Here is a 12,849-nt window from a genome sequence, read left to right as displayed (position 1 = left end):
CTCCCGGTACGGGGTCACGCTCCCGACCCGCACCGTCCCTCGGCCGGCCCGGCCACCACTCCGCTCGACCGGGCCGGCCTTCTCACGTCTACGCGGTCAGCTCGATCAGCGACAGGACCGCCCCCGCCGGGTCGGTCACCACGGCCGCCCAGCCCGAGGGCAGGTCGAAGGGCGGCACCTGGACGGCTCCGCCCAGGTCGGCCACGATCCGGCACGACTCGCGGCAGTCGGCGACCGCGAAGTAGACCATCCAGTGGGGCGGGATCTCGGGCGGCCACGCGTCGGTCATCTCGACCATCCCGGCCACCGTCGTCTTCGACCTCTTGAGGTCGAACTCGGTGTAGCTGCCGTCGCCGCTCAGGAACGGCGCCCGCCGGGCCTGCCAGCCGAACAGCCGGCTGTAGAAGGCCACGGCCTCGCCGGCGTCGCGGGCGGCCAGTTCCGTCCAGCAGAAGGCCCCCGGCGCCCCGCGCACGCCCGCGCCTTCGAGCGCGACCGGTTCCCACAACGCGAACTCGGCCCCGGAGGGGTCGGCGAGCACGGTGCGCCAGCCCTGTTCGCGGCCCTCGTCGAAGACCTGCTCGGGCCCGTCGAGCACGCGGGCCCCGGCGTCGTCGGCGCGGCGGGTCGAGTCGTCGATGTCGTCGGCGGCGATGTGCACCAGCCAGGCCGGCCCGCCGGGACGGGCGGGGCCCAGCCCGGCGACCGGTTCGCCGCGCAGCAGCGCGGTGGAGTGGCTGCGCCCGCGCGGCTCGAAGTCCCAGCCGAACACGCCGTGGTAGAACTCCTCGCTGCGCGCGAGATCGGCGGTGCCGACCTCGACCCAGCACGGCCGGCCCGCCGCGTATCTCACCCGTCCGGGCATCTCTCCGGCCTCCCTGACCCCAAGGTAATCCTTAGACGGCGCAGCGTGCCGGTCCGTTGACGCCCCGGACATTCCGGGTGGGTATCTGTCAGCGGGCCGAAGCGGTCACCGGACGCGGCAGCCGGACGATGCCGGTCAGCCGGTTCTCCTCGCGGAGCGTGCGCAGCTTGCTCACCTCGGAGGTCCACTTGGCGCCCTCGGGGGTCGCCCGGCCCTTCCGGCGGCGGATGCGGTCGTCGTAGGCCTTCACGCCGAAGGTCGCCCGCTGCGCCGCCTCGGCGGCCCGCAGGGCGGCGGTGAGCGCCTGGTCGTAGGCGATGCCGGCCTCGCGCAGCTCGGCGCCGGGCGCGTGGGCGGCCCGGCGGGCGGCGAGGTGGGCCTCGGCCTGGCGGGCCTTGTCGAGCAGGTCACCGTAGCTCTTGGAGATCTCCTGGTCGGCGTGGAACCTGACCTCCGCCTCCCGGCTCACCCGCGGACGGAAAAACGCCATCGTCAACCTCTCAGTCCTGATTGAAACGCACTGGTCGACAGCGTAGACCCTCCCTCGCGCGACCGGGATGGCAGGATGATCGCATGCCTGCCAAGCGACCTCCGACCCCCCTATCGCGCGAGCGCATCATCGACGCCGCCCTGCACATCGCCGACGGGCAGGGGTTGCGCCGGTTGACCATGCGGCGGCTGGGCGACGCTCTCCAGGTCGAGGCGATGGCCATCTATCACCACCTCCCCCGGGGCAAGGAGGCGCTCATGGACGCCCTGGCGGAGCACGTGACGGCCGTCCAGGTCGAACCGCGCGAGGCCCCCTGGCAGGAGATCGCGCGCGACTGGGCGCGGGCCGCCCGCGCCGCCCTGATGGAGCACCCCGGCGTGTTGTCGCTGGCGCTGACCAAACCGCCCAAGGGCACCGCGCTGATGGCCGTGGCGACCCAGGTGGAGCAGTTGCGCGAGGCCGGCCTCGACCAGGCCCAGGAGGCGGTGCAGACGCTGCGCGCCTACGTCTACGGCGCGGTCGCGGTCGAGATGCAGGCGTCCGGCTGGGCCGACCCCGAGGCCGAGGTCGAGAAGGCGCGGGTGGCCGGCGGCGACGCCGACTTCGAGCGCGGGCTGACGGCGGTGCTGACGGGTCTCGCCGGCTCGTGACGGCCCTGTCCTCTCAGGCATGTCTCGCTTTACCGAAGTGACGGCGTGTCGCGCTTGGGGTGTTATCGTGCATCGGGCACCCTTGTGTCGTAGGTCACAGGCATGACCACACCCCCCTACCTGGGTGTGGGCGAAATCGTCCGAACGGGCTATGTCCTTGTCGAGTGACCTGGCGCACACTGGTGTAGGCCGACAGTGGTGTAGGCCAATTTGCGTCACCTCAACCCCATACGCTCGTCCCCCACATGGCTGGGCGGATCCACGTCACGAGCGACACGAGAAAGACACGGAGCCCCGGCGATGTGCCCTCATGAGCCCGGCTGTCCCAGCGCGGAAGCGCAGGACCGCGAAGCCGCCCGAACGGTCGCGGCCCACCCCGAACAAGGGTGGAGCCTCCTCTGCAACGGTGTCGTCCTCTTCGAGGACACCGGCGAGCTGCTCCCCAACGGGGCGATCATCGCTCCGCACCGGCCGACCGACATGGCCGTCACCGCCGCCTGACGCGGCTTCCACGGGGGATCACCGGCGCGCGGCCAGCCAGCGCGCCACCTCCGCCCCGACCAGGGCGGGGTTCTTCCGGAGATCGTGATTCTCTCCGGGCAGCACGACCAGCCGTTCCGCGTCAGCCTCATCAGGCACCCCGAACGGATCGCGGTCACCGTTGATGACCAGCACCCCCGCCCCCGCAGCCCGCAGTTCGGCGGCCCGTGACCTCTCCGGGTGACCGGGCGGATGCAGCGGAAACGCCAGCGCCACCACCCCGACCGCCCCCACCTCCCCGGCGGTACGGCAGGCGACCCGCGCCCCGTTGCTCCGCCCCCCTTGCGCCACGGGCAAACCGGGAAACAGCGCCTTCACCGCGCCGGCGACGGCGACCCAGCTCTCGTCCTGCTTCACGGCCGACCCCGGCGCCCGCGCCCCCCGCAGCCGGAACGGCTGGGTGACCCGGGCGACCGCGATGCCCTCGGCCACGCAGGCGTCGCGCACCGCGAGCAGATCGGGCGCGTCGACTCCCCCGGCCGACCCGTGCGTCAGCAGCAGGAGCAGCCCCGCCGAACCCGGGTCGTCGATCTCCGCGAGCCCCGGCCCGTGAGGTGTGTCGATCTGCATAACCGCACGTTATCGCGGGTCCACCCGTCGCATGACCGGCGTGTCATCCGAATGGATGATGACGCTTTACCGGCGTTGTGCCACATTTGTGGACGTGCCTGACACATCTCTTCCGCATGAGGACCTGCGCGCCACCCTGGCCGCCCGCCGCGATCTGGGCCCGGCCTACGAGGACGCGCTGGTCGACTCGTTCATCGAGAAACTCGACAGCGAGATCACCGCGCGCGTTCAGGCCGAGGTGGCCAGGCGCGGGGAGGTCAAGCCCCCCAAGCCCGACAACAGCCACATCCCGATCGCCCTGGGCTCACTCGGCATCGGAGTCCCGCTGACCGCCATCGCCGTCAGCCAGGCCGGCAACTTCGGCCTGTTCATGGCCTGGACCGGCATCATCCTGGTCAACATGGCCGCCGCGATCCGCCGCAAGCGCCACTAGTCCACGGGTTTCCAGAAGCCGGGCGACCACCAGTAGAGGGCCCTGTTGTCATCCGGCCATGGGTGCAGGGGTTCGTCGACGGGTTCGAACCTGTCGGTCTCCGGATCGATGATCCGCCACCCGTCGGCGACGGGTTCCGACTCCCGGGGCGGCCGCACGTGCGCGAGCATCGCCTCCTCACACGCCCCGAACCTGATGAAGTTGCGCTGCGCCTCCACCAGCGACGCCCGGTTGGCGCCGCCGGGGTCGTGCGGCCACCGCAACTGCATGGGGTCGTCCTCCCAGAAGCAGACGGGGCAGATCAGGTAGCCGCCCGGCCCCGTCTCCAGCGTGAGATGACCGCAGCAACTGCACGGGAACCTGCTCAGGAGCGGCCCTGGCGGATGTGGACCTGGGCGGCCAGGTCGGCGTCCTGGTGGTCGAGGCCGTAGCGCCAGACCGTTTCCGCGTCGGCGTCGCGCCCTCTCAGCGGCAGGGTCCGGGCCAGGAGTTCGATGGCCAGGGCCGCCGTGTCGGCGTCGGGGCCCGCTTCCACCGCCACCTCGAACTCGGCGCAGGCCATCTCCAGGTGGGCGATGCCCAGCAGGACGCGCAACCTCGCCGCGTCCGCCACGCCCGGGACGGCCAGGGCCTGCAGGAGCAGGTCGGCCGCCTCCGCGGGGGCGTTCTCCTCCAGCAGGGTCTGGGCCATGCGTTCGGCCGTGACCGACAGGCCGACCGCGGCGCTGGCCCGGTCGGGGCCCGCCGCGTCGGCCGCCAGGGTCGCGAAGATCGCCGCGGCGGCGTCGAGATCCCCGGCGTCATAGAGGCGCCGGGCCTCGTCGATCTGCCGTCCGGAGTCGATGGCCGTCATCTCGGGGGGCCTCCAGAGGGAACCGGGCCGAAAGGGTTGCGAAGATCCTAACGACCCGGTCCGCCCCAGGGCGGCAGACATGCGGAAGGTGATGGGTTTCTGTCCTCTTCCCGGGGAATGGCCAGGCGGTTCAGTCCTCGTAGGCGGAGAGCGGCGGGCAGGCGCAGACCAGGTTGCGGTCGCCGTACGCCTGGTCGATGCGGCGGACGGGCACCCAGTACTTCTGCTCCCGCAGCGTGGCCACCGGGTAGGCGGCCTCGGTCCGGGTGTACGGGTGGTCCCACGCGTCGGCCGTCAGCACGTCGGCCGTGTGGGGGGCGTTTCGCAGCGGGTTGTCCTTGGCGTCGTACGCGCCCGAGGCGACCTTGTCGATCTCGGCCCGGATGGCGACCATGGCGTCGACGAAGCGGTCGAGCTCGGCCAGGTCCTCCGACTCGGTCGGCTCGATCATCAGCGTGCCGGCGACCGGGAAGGACATGGTCGGGGCGTGGAAGCCGTAGTCGATCAGCCGCTTGGCGACGTCGTCGACGGTGACGCCGGTCTCCTTGGTGATCGTGCGCAGGTCGACGATGCACTCGTGGGCCACCAGGCCCTCGCGCCCGGTGTAGAGGACCGGGTAGTGCGGCGCGAGGCGGCGGGCCAGGTAGTTGGCCGACAGGATGGCCTGCTCGGTCGCGGCCTTGAGCCCGTCGGCGCCCATCATCCGCACGTACGCCCACGAGATCGGCAGGATGCCCGCCGAGCCGTAGGGCGCCGCCGAGACCGGGCCCACGGGGCCGCGGCCGGGCAGGAACTCCGCCAGGTGGGCCTTGACGGCGACCGGGCCGACGCCGGGGCCGCCGCCGCCGTGCGGGATGCAGAAGGTCTTGTGCAGGTTCAGGTGGGACACGTCGGCGCCGAACTCGCCCAGCTTGGCGAGGCCGACGAGGGCGTTGAGGTTGGCGCCGTCGACGTAGACCTGGCCGCCCGCCGCGTGCACCTTGGCGCACAGCTCGACGATGGTCTCCTCGTAGACGCCGTGGGTCGACGGGTAGGTCACCATGATCGCCGCCAGCCGATCGGCGTGCTTGGCGATCTTGGCGTCGAGGTCGGCCAGGTCGACGTTGCCCTCGGTGTCGCAGGCCACCACGACGACCCGCATGCCCGCCATGACGGCTGAGGCGGCGTTGGTGCCGTGGGCCGACGACGGGATCAGGCACACGTCGCGCCCGGCGTCGCCGTTCGCGCGGTGGTAGGCGCGGATGGCCAGCAGGCCGGCGAACTCGCCCTGCGACCCGGCGTTGGGCTGGATCGAGACGGCGTCGTAGCCGGTCACCTCGGCCAGCCAGCCCTCCAGGCCCTGGATCAGGTCGGTGTAGCCGCCGGTCTGGGCGGCGGGCGCGAACGGGTGGACGGAGGCGAACTCGGGCCAGGTGATCGGCTCCATCTCGGTGGTCGCGTTGAGCTTCATCGTGCACGAGCCCAGCGGGATCATCGACCGGTCGAGCGCGATGTCCTTGTCCTGGAGCTTGCGCAGGTAGCGCAGCATGGCCGTCTCGGAGCGGTAGGCGTGGAAGACCGGGTGGGTCAGGTAGCCGGTGGTGCGCTGGAGGTCCTGCGGCAGCGCGTCGTCGGTCGAGATGTCCAGGTCGTCGACCGACGGCCCGTCGACGCCGAAGGCGGCCCAGACGGCGTCGAGGTGGGCGGCGGTGGTCTTCTCGTCGCAGGCGACCGCGACGCGGTCGGCGCCGTCCTGCCGCACGTTGACGCCGCGCTCGCGGGCCGCCTCGGCGACCTCGGCCGCGCGGCCGGGCACGTGGGTGGTCACGGTGTCGAAGAACTCGTCGTGGACGACCTCGACGCCGCCCGCGCGCAGCCCGGCGGCCAGCACGGCGGCGTGCCGGTGCACCCGCTGGGCGATCCGGCGCAGGCCCTCGGGGCCGTGGTAGACGGCGTACATGGAGGCGATCACGGCCAGCAGCACCTGGGCGGTGCAGATGTTGCTCGTCGCCTTCTCGCGGCGGATGTGCTGCTCGCGGGTCTGCAGAGCCAGCCGGTACGCCGTCCGCCCGTCGGCGTCGACCGACACCCCGACCAGGCGGCCCGGCATCTGCCGCTGGAGGCCCTCGCGGACCGACATGTAGGCGGCGTGCGGCCCGCCGAACCCGAGGGGCACGCCGAACCGCTGCGACGATCCGATCGCGATGTCGGCCCCGAGGGTGCCGGGGGCCTCCAGCACGGTCAGCGCCAGCAGGTCGGCGGCCACGGTCACGACCGCCCCGGCGGCCTTGGCCCGCGCGGCCAGGTCGCGGAAGTCGGCCACCCGGCCGGAGGCGCCCGGGTACTGGACCAGCACGCCGAAGCACTCGGGCAGTTCGCCGGCGAAGTCGGACTCCACGAGGGTGATGCCCAGCGGCTCGGCCCGGGTGGCCAGCACCGCCTTGGTCTGCGGGAGCGCGTCGGCGTCCACGACGAAGACGTCGGCCTTGACCTTGGAGGCCCGGCGGGCCAGCGTCATCGCCTCGGCGGCGGCGGTGGCCTCGTCGAGGAGCGAGGCCCCGGCGACGTCGAGCCCGGTGAGGTCGCTCACCACGGTCTGGAAGTTGAGCAGCGCCTCCAGGCGCCCCTGCGAGATCTCCGGCTGGTAGGGCGTGTACGCCGTGTACCAGCCCGGGTTCTCCAGCACGTTGCGCAGCACCACGCCGGGCGTGATCGTGTCGTGGTAGCCCAGCCCGATCATCGAGGTCAGCACGGTGTTGCGGGCGGCCAGCGCGCGCAGCTCGGCGAGCGCCTCGGGCTCGGACACGGCGGCCGGCAGGTCGAGGGCGCGGGTGGTGCGGATCGACTCGGGCACCGCCACGGCCACCAGGTCGGCGACCGTCTCGTAGCCGACGGCCGCCAGCATGCGCGCCTGCGCGGCGTCGGAGGGCCCGATGTGGCGGGTGGCGAACGGCGGGGCGTCCAGGTCACGGAGCGGTGTGCGATCGGTCATGACAGGAACTCCAGGGCAGACGAGACCAGGGCGGTCTCCCCCTCTGTCATGGAACCTGAGAGCTTCACCGGACGCCGTCGGCCGGTTTTCCCCTTCGGTGAGGCGCCGCCTGGACGGCGGACCTGCTTTTCAGAGCTGCCTCGCCTGGCGGTACAGGGTGCCTGAGAGATTCCGGGGAGGTTTGCTCCTTCGGCGCCCCATCAGTGCTGATGGGGACTCTCCCGCACAGGGTCAGTGGCTACGACAACCTTACCCGTACCCGGGAGATGGAGCCTCAACCGGTGCGGCGCGCCCGCCGGCGCTGGGCCAGTTCGTCGGAGGGGTGGTCGGCCTCGTCAGTGTCGGGGCCGACCGCCAGTTCCCCCGGCAGCTCCGCGAGCGATCCCTCGACTTCTCGCCACACCCGGCCGAGGGCGATGCCGAAGACCCCCTGCCCTCCTTGGAGGAGGTCGATGACCTCGTCGGCGGAGGTGCACTCGTAGACGCTGACGCCGTCGCTCATGAGGGTGATCTGGGCCAGGTCGTTGACCCCGCGGTCGCGCAGGTGCTGGACGGCGGTGCGGATCTGCTGGAGGGAGACGCCGGTGTCGAGGAGCCGCTTGACGACCTTGAGCACCAGGATGTCGCGGAAGCTGTAGAGCCGCTGGGAGCCGGAACCCTGGGCCGCCCGGATCGTCGGCTGCACCAGGTCGGTGCGCGCCCAGTAGTCGAGCTGGCGGTAGGTGATCCCGGCGGCGGCGCAGGCCGTGGGGCCGCGGTAGCCGATGTCGTCACGCACCGCCGCGGGCCGCTCGTCGAACAGCAGACCCTGCTCGCCGGCGCGCTCCCGCGCCGACTCACGCTGAACCGCGTCGTGCTGGTCGGCTTTGTTACCCTCGCCGCTGCTGACCGCCACTGCGGACCTCCGGCTTTCTCTCATCCCACGGTCTGATCTGGGGGTACGCGAACTACAACCGTGGATTCCCTTGCACCGTAGGACTGGGGAAAGGCACAGTCAACGACCGCCCCCGGCGCGTCGTGAAGGTGAGATAACCCCTCAACTCAACCGGCACGGCCGAAATCCTCGGGGCTGATGTTGTCCAGGAACTCCCGGAACTTCTCGACCTCGTCCTCCTGGTCATCGGCCATGCTGACGCCGTTCTCCCGCATGACCTCCTCGCTGGCGTAGATCGTCGCGTCGGTCCGCAGGGCCAGCGCGATCGAGTCGGAAGGACGCGCGCTTACCTCTACGCCGTTGGAGAACACGAGGTCGGCGTAGAAGATGCCGTCACGCAGCGCGACGATGTTGACGCGTTCGAGTGACACCTTCAGCGCGCCCAGCACATTGCGGAACAGATCGTGGGTCAGCGGCCGGGGCGGCGGTTCGTCGGCCTGGGCGAGCGCGATGGCGGTCGCCTCGGTCATGCCAATCCAGATCGGCAGGTAGCGGTCGCCGTTCGCCTCCTTGAGAAGGACGATCGGCTGGTTCGAGGGCATCTCCACCCGGACCCCCACGAACTCCATCTGCAACACAGGCGCTCACTCTCCGGGATGCGGCATTTCACCAGGTATTCAACTCACCAGGCATTCAACGTAACACCCGCGCGCCGGACCCGCGTCAACGGCCGAGAGAGCCGCGGACGGCCCCTTCCAGCAGCGCGGCGTGGATACGTAATAACAACCCGGAGATCTCCCGTGCCGATTCCCCGGCATGGTCGATCGCCCCCGGGGCCCGGCGGCGCAGCAGCGGCGCGACGGCCTGCTCGACCAGGCCGGCCTCGCGTTCGGCGGCGGCCTTGACCGCGCGCAGGTGGCGGGCGTGCAGGCCGAACGCGGCCAGCGCGCCGACGCTGCGGGCGATCTCGAGGGCGGCCTCGTCGTAACGGCGGGCCGTCGCGGTGACCAGGCCGTAGTCTTCGAGCTCGGCCAGCGTCTCTTCGTCGATCTCGGCGGCGGCCAGCAGCTCCTCGCGGCTGAACAGCACGGTCACCGGCTCGCCGTCGACCGCCCGGGGCCGGGCCGACTCGTCGAGCTGGGTCTTGATCACGCGCAGCGGCAGGTAGCGGTCGCGCTGGGCGGTCAGGATGAACCGCAGGCGCTCGACGTCGCCGGGGGTGAACTTGCGGTAGCCGGAGGGGCTGCGCTCGGGCTCGATCAGCCCTTCGCCCTCCAGGAACCGGATCTTGGAGATCGTCACGTCGGGGAACTCACCCTGAAGCTGGGCGAGCACCTCCCCGATGCTCATGAAGGCCCTGGCCGCCTCGGCGCCCACGATCAGCCCCGGGTCAGGAACACCAGCCGGAACTTCCCGATCTGCACCTCGTCGCCGCCCGCGAGGGGGAACTCCTCGATGCGCTCACGGTTCACGTAGGTGCCGTTCAGGCTGCCGACGTCGCGGGCGGTGAACTGGCCGCCGCGCCGGTAGAACTCGGCGTGGCGCCGGGAGACGGTGACGTCGTCGAGGAAGATGTCGCTCTCGGGGTGGCGGCCGGCGGTCGTGAGGTCGCTGTCGAGCAGGAACCGGCTGCCGGCGTTGGGACCGCGCATCACGACGAGGAGAGCGGTGCCCGGCGGCAGCTGCTCGATCGCGGAACGGTCCGGAAGCAGACCCTGGCCGGTCGCCTCCTCGATCGCCTCAAGGGAGATCGTGGAGGTGTTGTCGGGCACGAAGCCCTGACCCGTCGCGTAGGGGTTGGGGGCCTGAGATTGTGCCGGTGGGCTCAGCGGCGAACCGCATCGCGAACAGAAACGGGCATCCTCGGGGTTGGGGTGACCGCACTGCGTGCAGTAGACGCTGGGCATCGAACGGCTCGGCCTCTCTCACGACTAGCTCAAACTTGCGAATGCCGAAACTTACGCTGATCAGGCACAAAGGTCAAGGCAGACGCGCCGGACAATGGCCACCCAACGTTATCGTCAGGCACCGGCCACGGTCCATGGCGCCACACCAACCACATGTGATCACCGTTTCCCGGCCAGGCTATCGTTTCATGCCGAACCGGCGGCACGCTCGACCACGTCGGCCCATCGTTCGAGAAGCGACTGCGCGGTGTCCATGTCGTGTCCCTCGGCCCACAGGTGGGTGACCGCCTCCGACGGGTCGGGCAGCACCAGCGCCCAGCTGCCGTCGTCGCCGACCACCCTCACCCCGTCGGTGGTGTCGATGCGGTCGCCCTCGGCGGCCTCGACGACCGAGCGCATGACCGTGCCCTTGTGGGCCCACGGCGTGGGCACGGTCCGGCGCAGCAGCTTGGTCTCGGGGATGCGGGCGTCGATCTGGCTGAGCGACAGGCGGGTGCGGGCGACCAGGCCGAGCAGCCGCAGGAAGACGGCCAGGCCGTCGACCGTCGGGCCGAACTCGGGCACGATGAAGCCGCCCCGGCCGTCGCAGGCGAACACCATCTCGGGGTGGCGGGCCGCCGTGGTCAGCGCGTCGGTGCTGGTGGCGGTCCAGTCGACGTGGACGCCGTGGAAGCGGCACACCATCTCGGCGACCCGCGTCGTGGTGACCGGCAGCGCCACCCGCCCGCCCCGGCGTTCGGCGGCGACCAGGTCGAGCACCACCAGCAGGGCCCGCTCCTCGCTGATGAGCTGGCCCTTCTCGTCGACGAGCGAGACCCGCTCCCCCACCGGGTCGAACCGCACCCCGAACGCGGCCCGCGAGGAGGCCACCAGTTCGGCCAGCCGCTGCAGGTCGCGGCGGCGTTCGGCGAAGGTCTCGGTGGGCGAGGCGTCGTCGAGCCGGTTGTTGACGGTCAGGACGCCGACCCCGACCCGGCCGAGGAGGCTGGGCAGCACGAGCGAGGCGGTGCCGCCCGCACAGTCGACGACCACCTTCATCTCGGCGTCCTTCACGCCGGTCATGTCGACGCAGCGGACCAGGTCGCGGCTGTAGGTGTCGAGGGCGCGGGCCGGGAAGGACAACTCGGCGATCTCGCCGGGGAAGGCGCGGCGGTACTCCTGCCGGGAGAAGACGCGTTCGAGCTTGCGCTGCGCGGTCTGGGAGAGGTCGGCGCCGGTCTCGTCCATGAAGACGATGTCGACGCTCTGGGGGTCGCCCGCCGTGGTGCGCAGCGCGATGCCGCCCTTGACGGTCTCGCGGGAGGTGTGGAAACGGGCCACCGGCATGGCGGCGGCCTCCAGGTCGACCACGTTGATCGCGCTGGCGTTGAGGGCGCTGATCACGGCGCGCTTGAGGGCGCGGGCGGCCCGGGAGCCGTCGCGGGAGGTGACGACGGTGTCGCCCTTGCTGAGCGTGGTGGCGTAGGCGCTGGCCAGCCGGACGCAGAGCTCGGGGGTGATCTCGACGTTGACCAGGCCGCTGACGCCCCTCGGGCCGAACAGGCTGCGCTGGCCGCGCGACTCCCAGATCACGCTGGTGTTGACGACGGCCCCGGCCTCGACGGTCTTGAAGGGGTAGATCTTGACCCCGCTGGAGACGTACGCCTCGGCCTCGATGACGCACTCGTCGCCGACGACCGCGTTCTCCTCGATCCGGGCCGCCGCCATGACGTCGGTGTTCTTGCCGATGACGCAGCCGCGCAGGTTGGCGGCCGGGCCGACGTAGACGTTGTCGTGGACGACCGCCCGGTGCAGGAACGCGCCCTCCTTGACCACGGCGTTGCTGCCGAGCACGGTGTATTCGCGCAGCTCGGCCCCGGCCTCGACCTTGGCGTAGTCGCCGATGAACAGCGGGCCCTTGAGCACCGCCTCGGGGTCGACCGAGGCGCCCTCGGCGGCCCACACGCCGGGCGAGAGCTCGAACGCGTCGAAGTCGATCTTGACGCGGCCCTCCAGCACGTCGGCCTGGGCCTTCAGGTAGCTCTCGTGGGTGCCGACGTCCTCCCAGTAGCCCTCGGCGACGTAGCCGAACAGGCGCTCGCCGCGCTCCAGCAGCGTGGGGAACACGTCGGAGGACCAGTCGACCGACCGGCCCGGGGGCACCTCGTCGAGGACGGACGGCTCCATGATGTAGATACCGGTGTTGACGGTGTCGGAGAAGACCTGGCCCCAGGTGGGCTTCTCGAGGAAACGCTGGATGCGGCCGTGGTCGTCGACGATGATGATGCCGAACTCCAGCGGGTTGGGCACCCGCTTGAGGCCGATGGTGACCAGGGCCCGGTTCTCGCGGTGGAAGCGCAGCATGTCGGTCAGGTCGATGTCGGTGAGGGCGTCGCCCGAGATGACCAGGAACCGGTCTTCGCGCAGCCGGTCGGCGGCGTTCTTGACGCTCCCGGCGGTGCCGAGGGGGATCTCCTCGGTGGCGTAGTGGAGGGTCATGCCGAGTTCGTCGCCGTCGCCGAAGTAGTTGCGGATCAGCGCGGCGAGGAACTGGACGGTGACGACGGTCTCGGTGAAGCCGTGGCGCTTGAGCAGCCGCAGCACGTGCTCCATGATCGGCCGGTTGATCACGGGGAGGAGGGGTTTGGGCTGGTTGGCGGTCATCGGCCGCAGCCTGGTTCCTTCCCCGCCCGCCATCACCACGGCCTTCACGGGAT

14 protein-coding genes and 2 riboswitches are annotated in these 12,849 nt (G+C 71.3%); of the genes, 3 read left to right on the top strand and 11 right to left on the bottom strand.

Features of this window, described 5'->3' with window-relative positions:
* Positions 1 to 88 precede the first annotated feature (88 nt).
* The gene (locus AW274_RS23420; RefSeq protein WP_062436307.1) at positions 89 to 865 is read right to left on the bottom strand and encodes a VOC family protein; all 777 of its coding nucleotides are present in this window, start codon (positions 863 to 865) and stop codon (positions 89 to 91) included.
* A gap of 88 nt (positions 866 to 953) precedes the next feature.
* Positions 954 to 1,334, bottom strand: coding sequence for a hypothetical protein (locus AW274_RS23415; protein WP_232320294.1), 381 nt, complete (start codon positions 1,332 to 1,334; stop codon positions 954 to 956).
* Between the two features lie 104 nt (positions 1,335 to 1,438).
* On the opposite strand from AW274_RS23415, the gene AW274_RS23410 reads away from it, so the two are divergent.
* Together AW274_RS23410 and AW274_RS23405 are read left to right on the top strand one after the other, a co-directional pair.
* Positions 1,439 to 2,005, top strand: coding sequence for a TetR/AcrR family transcriptional regulator C-terminal domain-containing protein (locus AW274_RS23410; protein WP_062436304.1), 567 nt, complete (start codon positions 1,439 to 1,441; stop codon positions 2,003 to 2,005).
* Positions 2,006 to 2,305: 300 nt separating this feature from the next.
* The gene (locus tag AW274_RS23405) at positions 2,306 to 2,506 is read left to right on the top strand and encodes a DUF5999 family protein (protein WP_030453600.1); all 201 of its coding nucleotides are present in this window, start codon (positions 2,306 to 2,308) and stop codon (positions 2,504 to 2,506) included.
* An 18-nt stretch (positions 2,507 to 2,524) separates the two neighbouring features.
* Here AW274_RS23405 and AW274_RS23400 read toward each other — a convergent pair whose 3' ends face one another.
* Positions 2,525 to 3,115 carry an alpha/beta hydrolase family protein gene (locus AW274_RS23400; protein WP_062436301.1) on the bottom strand — a complete coding sequence of 197 codons (591 nt, stop codon included), beginning with the start codon at positions 3,113 to 3,115 and terminating at the stop codon, positions 2,525 to 2,527.
* 94 nt (positions 3,116 to 3,209) lie between these two features.
* Here AW274_RS23400 and AW274_RS23395 point away from each other — a divergent pair, with 94 nt between their 5' ends.
* On the top strand, positions 3,210 to 3,548 hold the full coding sequence (locus AW274_RS23395; protein ID WP_157520676.1) for a hypothetical protein: 339 nt from the start codon (positions 3,210 to 3,212) through the stop codon (positions 3,546 to 3,548).
* Here the strand turns inward: AW274_RS23395 and AW274_RS23390 are convergent.
* The 8 genes from AW274_RS23390 to AW274_RS23355 form a co-directional block, all read right to left on the bottom strand.
* Positions 3,545 to 3,916: a CPCC family cysteine-rich protein gene (locus AW274_RS23390; RefSeq protein ID WP_062436299.1), complete on the bottom strand. Its 372-nt coding sequence runs from the start codon at positions 3,914 to 3,916 to the stop codon at positions 3,545 to 3,547. The two genes, AW274_RS23395 and AW274_RS23390, sit on opposite strands and share 4 nt — an antisense overlap.
* A complete protein-coding gene (locus AW274_RS23385) occupies positions 3,913 to 4,401 on the bottom strand; it encodes a hypothetical protein (protein ID WP_062436297.1) in 489 nt (162 codons plus the stop codon). Before AW274_RS23385 ends, AW274_RS23390 begins: the two co-directional genes overlap by 4 nt.
* A 130-nt stretch (positions 4,402 to 4,531) precedes the next feature.
* Entirely contained in the window at positions 4,532 to 7,372 is a 2,841-nt protein-coding gene (gene gcvP / locus AW274_RS23380) for an aminomethyl-transferring glycine dehydrogenase (RefSeq protein ID WP_062436295.1), read from the bottom strand.
* Positions 7,373 to 7,408: 36 nt separating this feature from the next.
* Positions 7,409 to 7,510, bottom strand: a riboswitch (glycine riboswitch).
* A riboswitch (glycine riboswitch) is annotated at positions 7,511 to 7,606 on the bottom strand.
* 40 nt (positions 7,607 to 7,646) lie between these two features.
* Positions 7,647 to 8,267, bottom strand: a complete 621-nt coding sequence (locus AW274_RS23375; protein WP_062332237.1) for a MerR family transcriptional regulator — start codon at positions 8,265 to 8,267, stop codon at positions 7,647 to 7,649.
* 146 nt (positions 8,268 to 8,413) lie between these two features.
* A complete protein-coding gene (locus AW274_RS23370; RefSeq protein ID WP_157520675.1) occupies positions 8,414 to 8,884 on the bottom strand; it encodes a bifunctional nuclease family protein in 471 nt (156 codons plus the stop codon).
* 85 nt (positions 8,885 to 8,969) lie between these two features.
* On the bottom strand, positions 8,970 to 9,596 hold the full coding sequence (ftsR, locus tag AW274_RS23365; RefSeq protein ID WP_062437856.1) for a transcriptional regulator FtsR: 627 nt from the start codon (positions 9,594 to 9,596) through the stop codon (positions 8,970 to 8,972).
* 29 nt (positions 9,597 to 9,625) lie between these two features.
* Positions 9,626 to 10,153 (bottom strand): FHA domain-containing protein, encoded by a 528-nt coding sequence (locus AW274_RS23360; RefSeq protein WP_062436293.1) that lies wholly within the window; start codon positions 10,151 to 10,153, stop codon positions 9,626 to 9,628.
* Between the two features lie 186 nt (positions 10,154 to 10,339).
* Complete coding sequence (locus AW274_RS23355; RefSeq protein ID WP_062436291.1) at positions 10,340 to 12,844, bottom strand: mannose-1-phosphate guanyltransferase; 2,505 nt, start codon at positions 12,842 to 12,844, stop codon at positions 10,340 to 10,342.
* Positions 12,845 to 12,849: the final 5 nt, after the last annotated feature.

Origin of the sequence: Herbidospora daliensis, assembly GCF_001570585.1 — a bacterium.
GTDB classification, from domain to species: Bacteria; Actinomycetota; Actinomycetes; order Streptosporangiales; family Streptosporangiaceae; genus Herbidospora; species Herbidospora daliensis.
Note: the sequence above shows the minus strand (reverse complement) of the source record. Positions and strands in the feature narration are given on the sequence as shown.

Bases quoted from the DNA above. Each gene is read 5' to 3' on its own strand.
- AW274_RS23420 (WP_062436307.1), bottom strand. From the start codon at position 865: ATGCCCGGACGGGTGAGATACGCGGCGGGCCGGCCGTGCTGGGTCGAG.
- AW274_RS23410 (WP_062436304.1), top strand. From the start codon at position 1,439: ATGCCTGCCAAGCGACCTCCGACCCCCCTATCGCGCGAGCGCATCATC.
- AW274_RS23405 (WP_030453600.1), top strand. From the start codon at position 2,306: ATGTGCCCTCATGAGCCCGGCTGTCCCAGCGCGGAAGCGCAGGACCGC.
- AW274_RS23400 (WP_062436301.1), bottom strand. From the start codon at position 3,115: ATGCAGATCGACACACCTCACGGGCCGGGGCTCGCGGAGATCGACGAC.
- AW274_RS23385 (WP_062436297.1), bottom strand. From the start codon at position 4,401: ATGACGGCCATCGACTCCGGACGGCAGATCGACGAGGCCCGGCGCCTC.
- gcvP (WP_062436295.1), bottom strand. From the start codon at position 7,372: ATGACCGATCGCACACCGCTCCGTGACCTGGACGCCCCGCCGTTCGCC.
- ftsR (WP_062437856.1), bottom strand. From the start codon at position 9,596: ATGAGCATCGGGGAGGTGCTCGCCCAGCTTCAGGGTGAGTTCCCCGAC.
- AW274_RS23360 (WP_062436293.1), bottom strand. From the start codon at position 10,153: ATGCCCAGCGTCTACTGCACGCAGTGCGGTCACCCCAACCCCGAGGAT.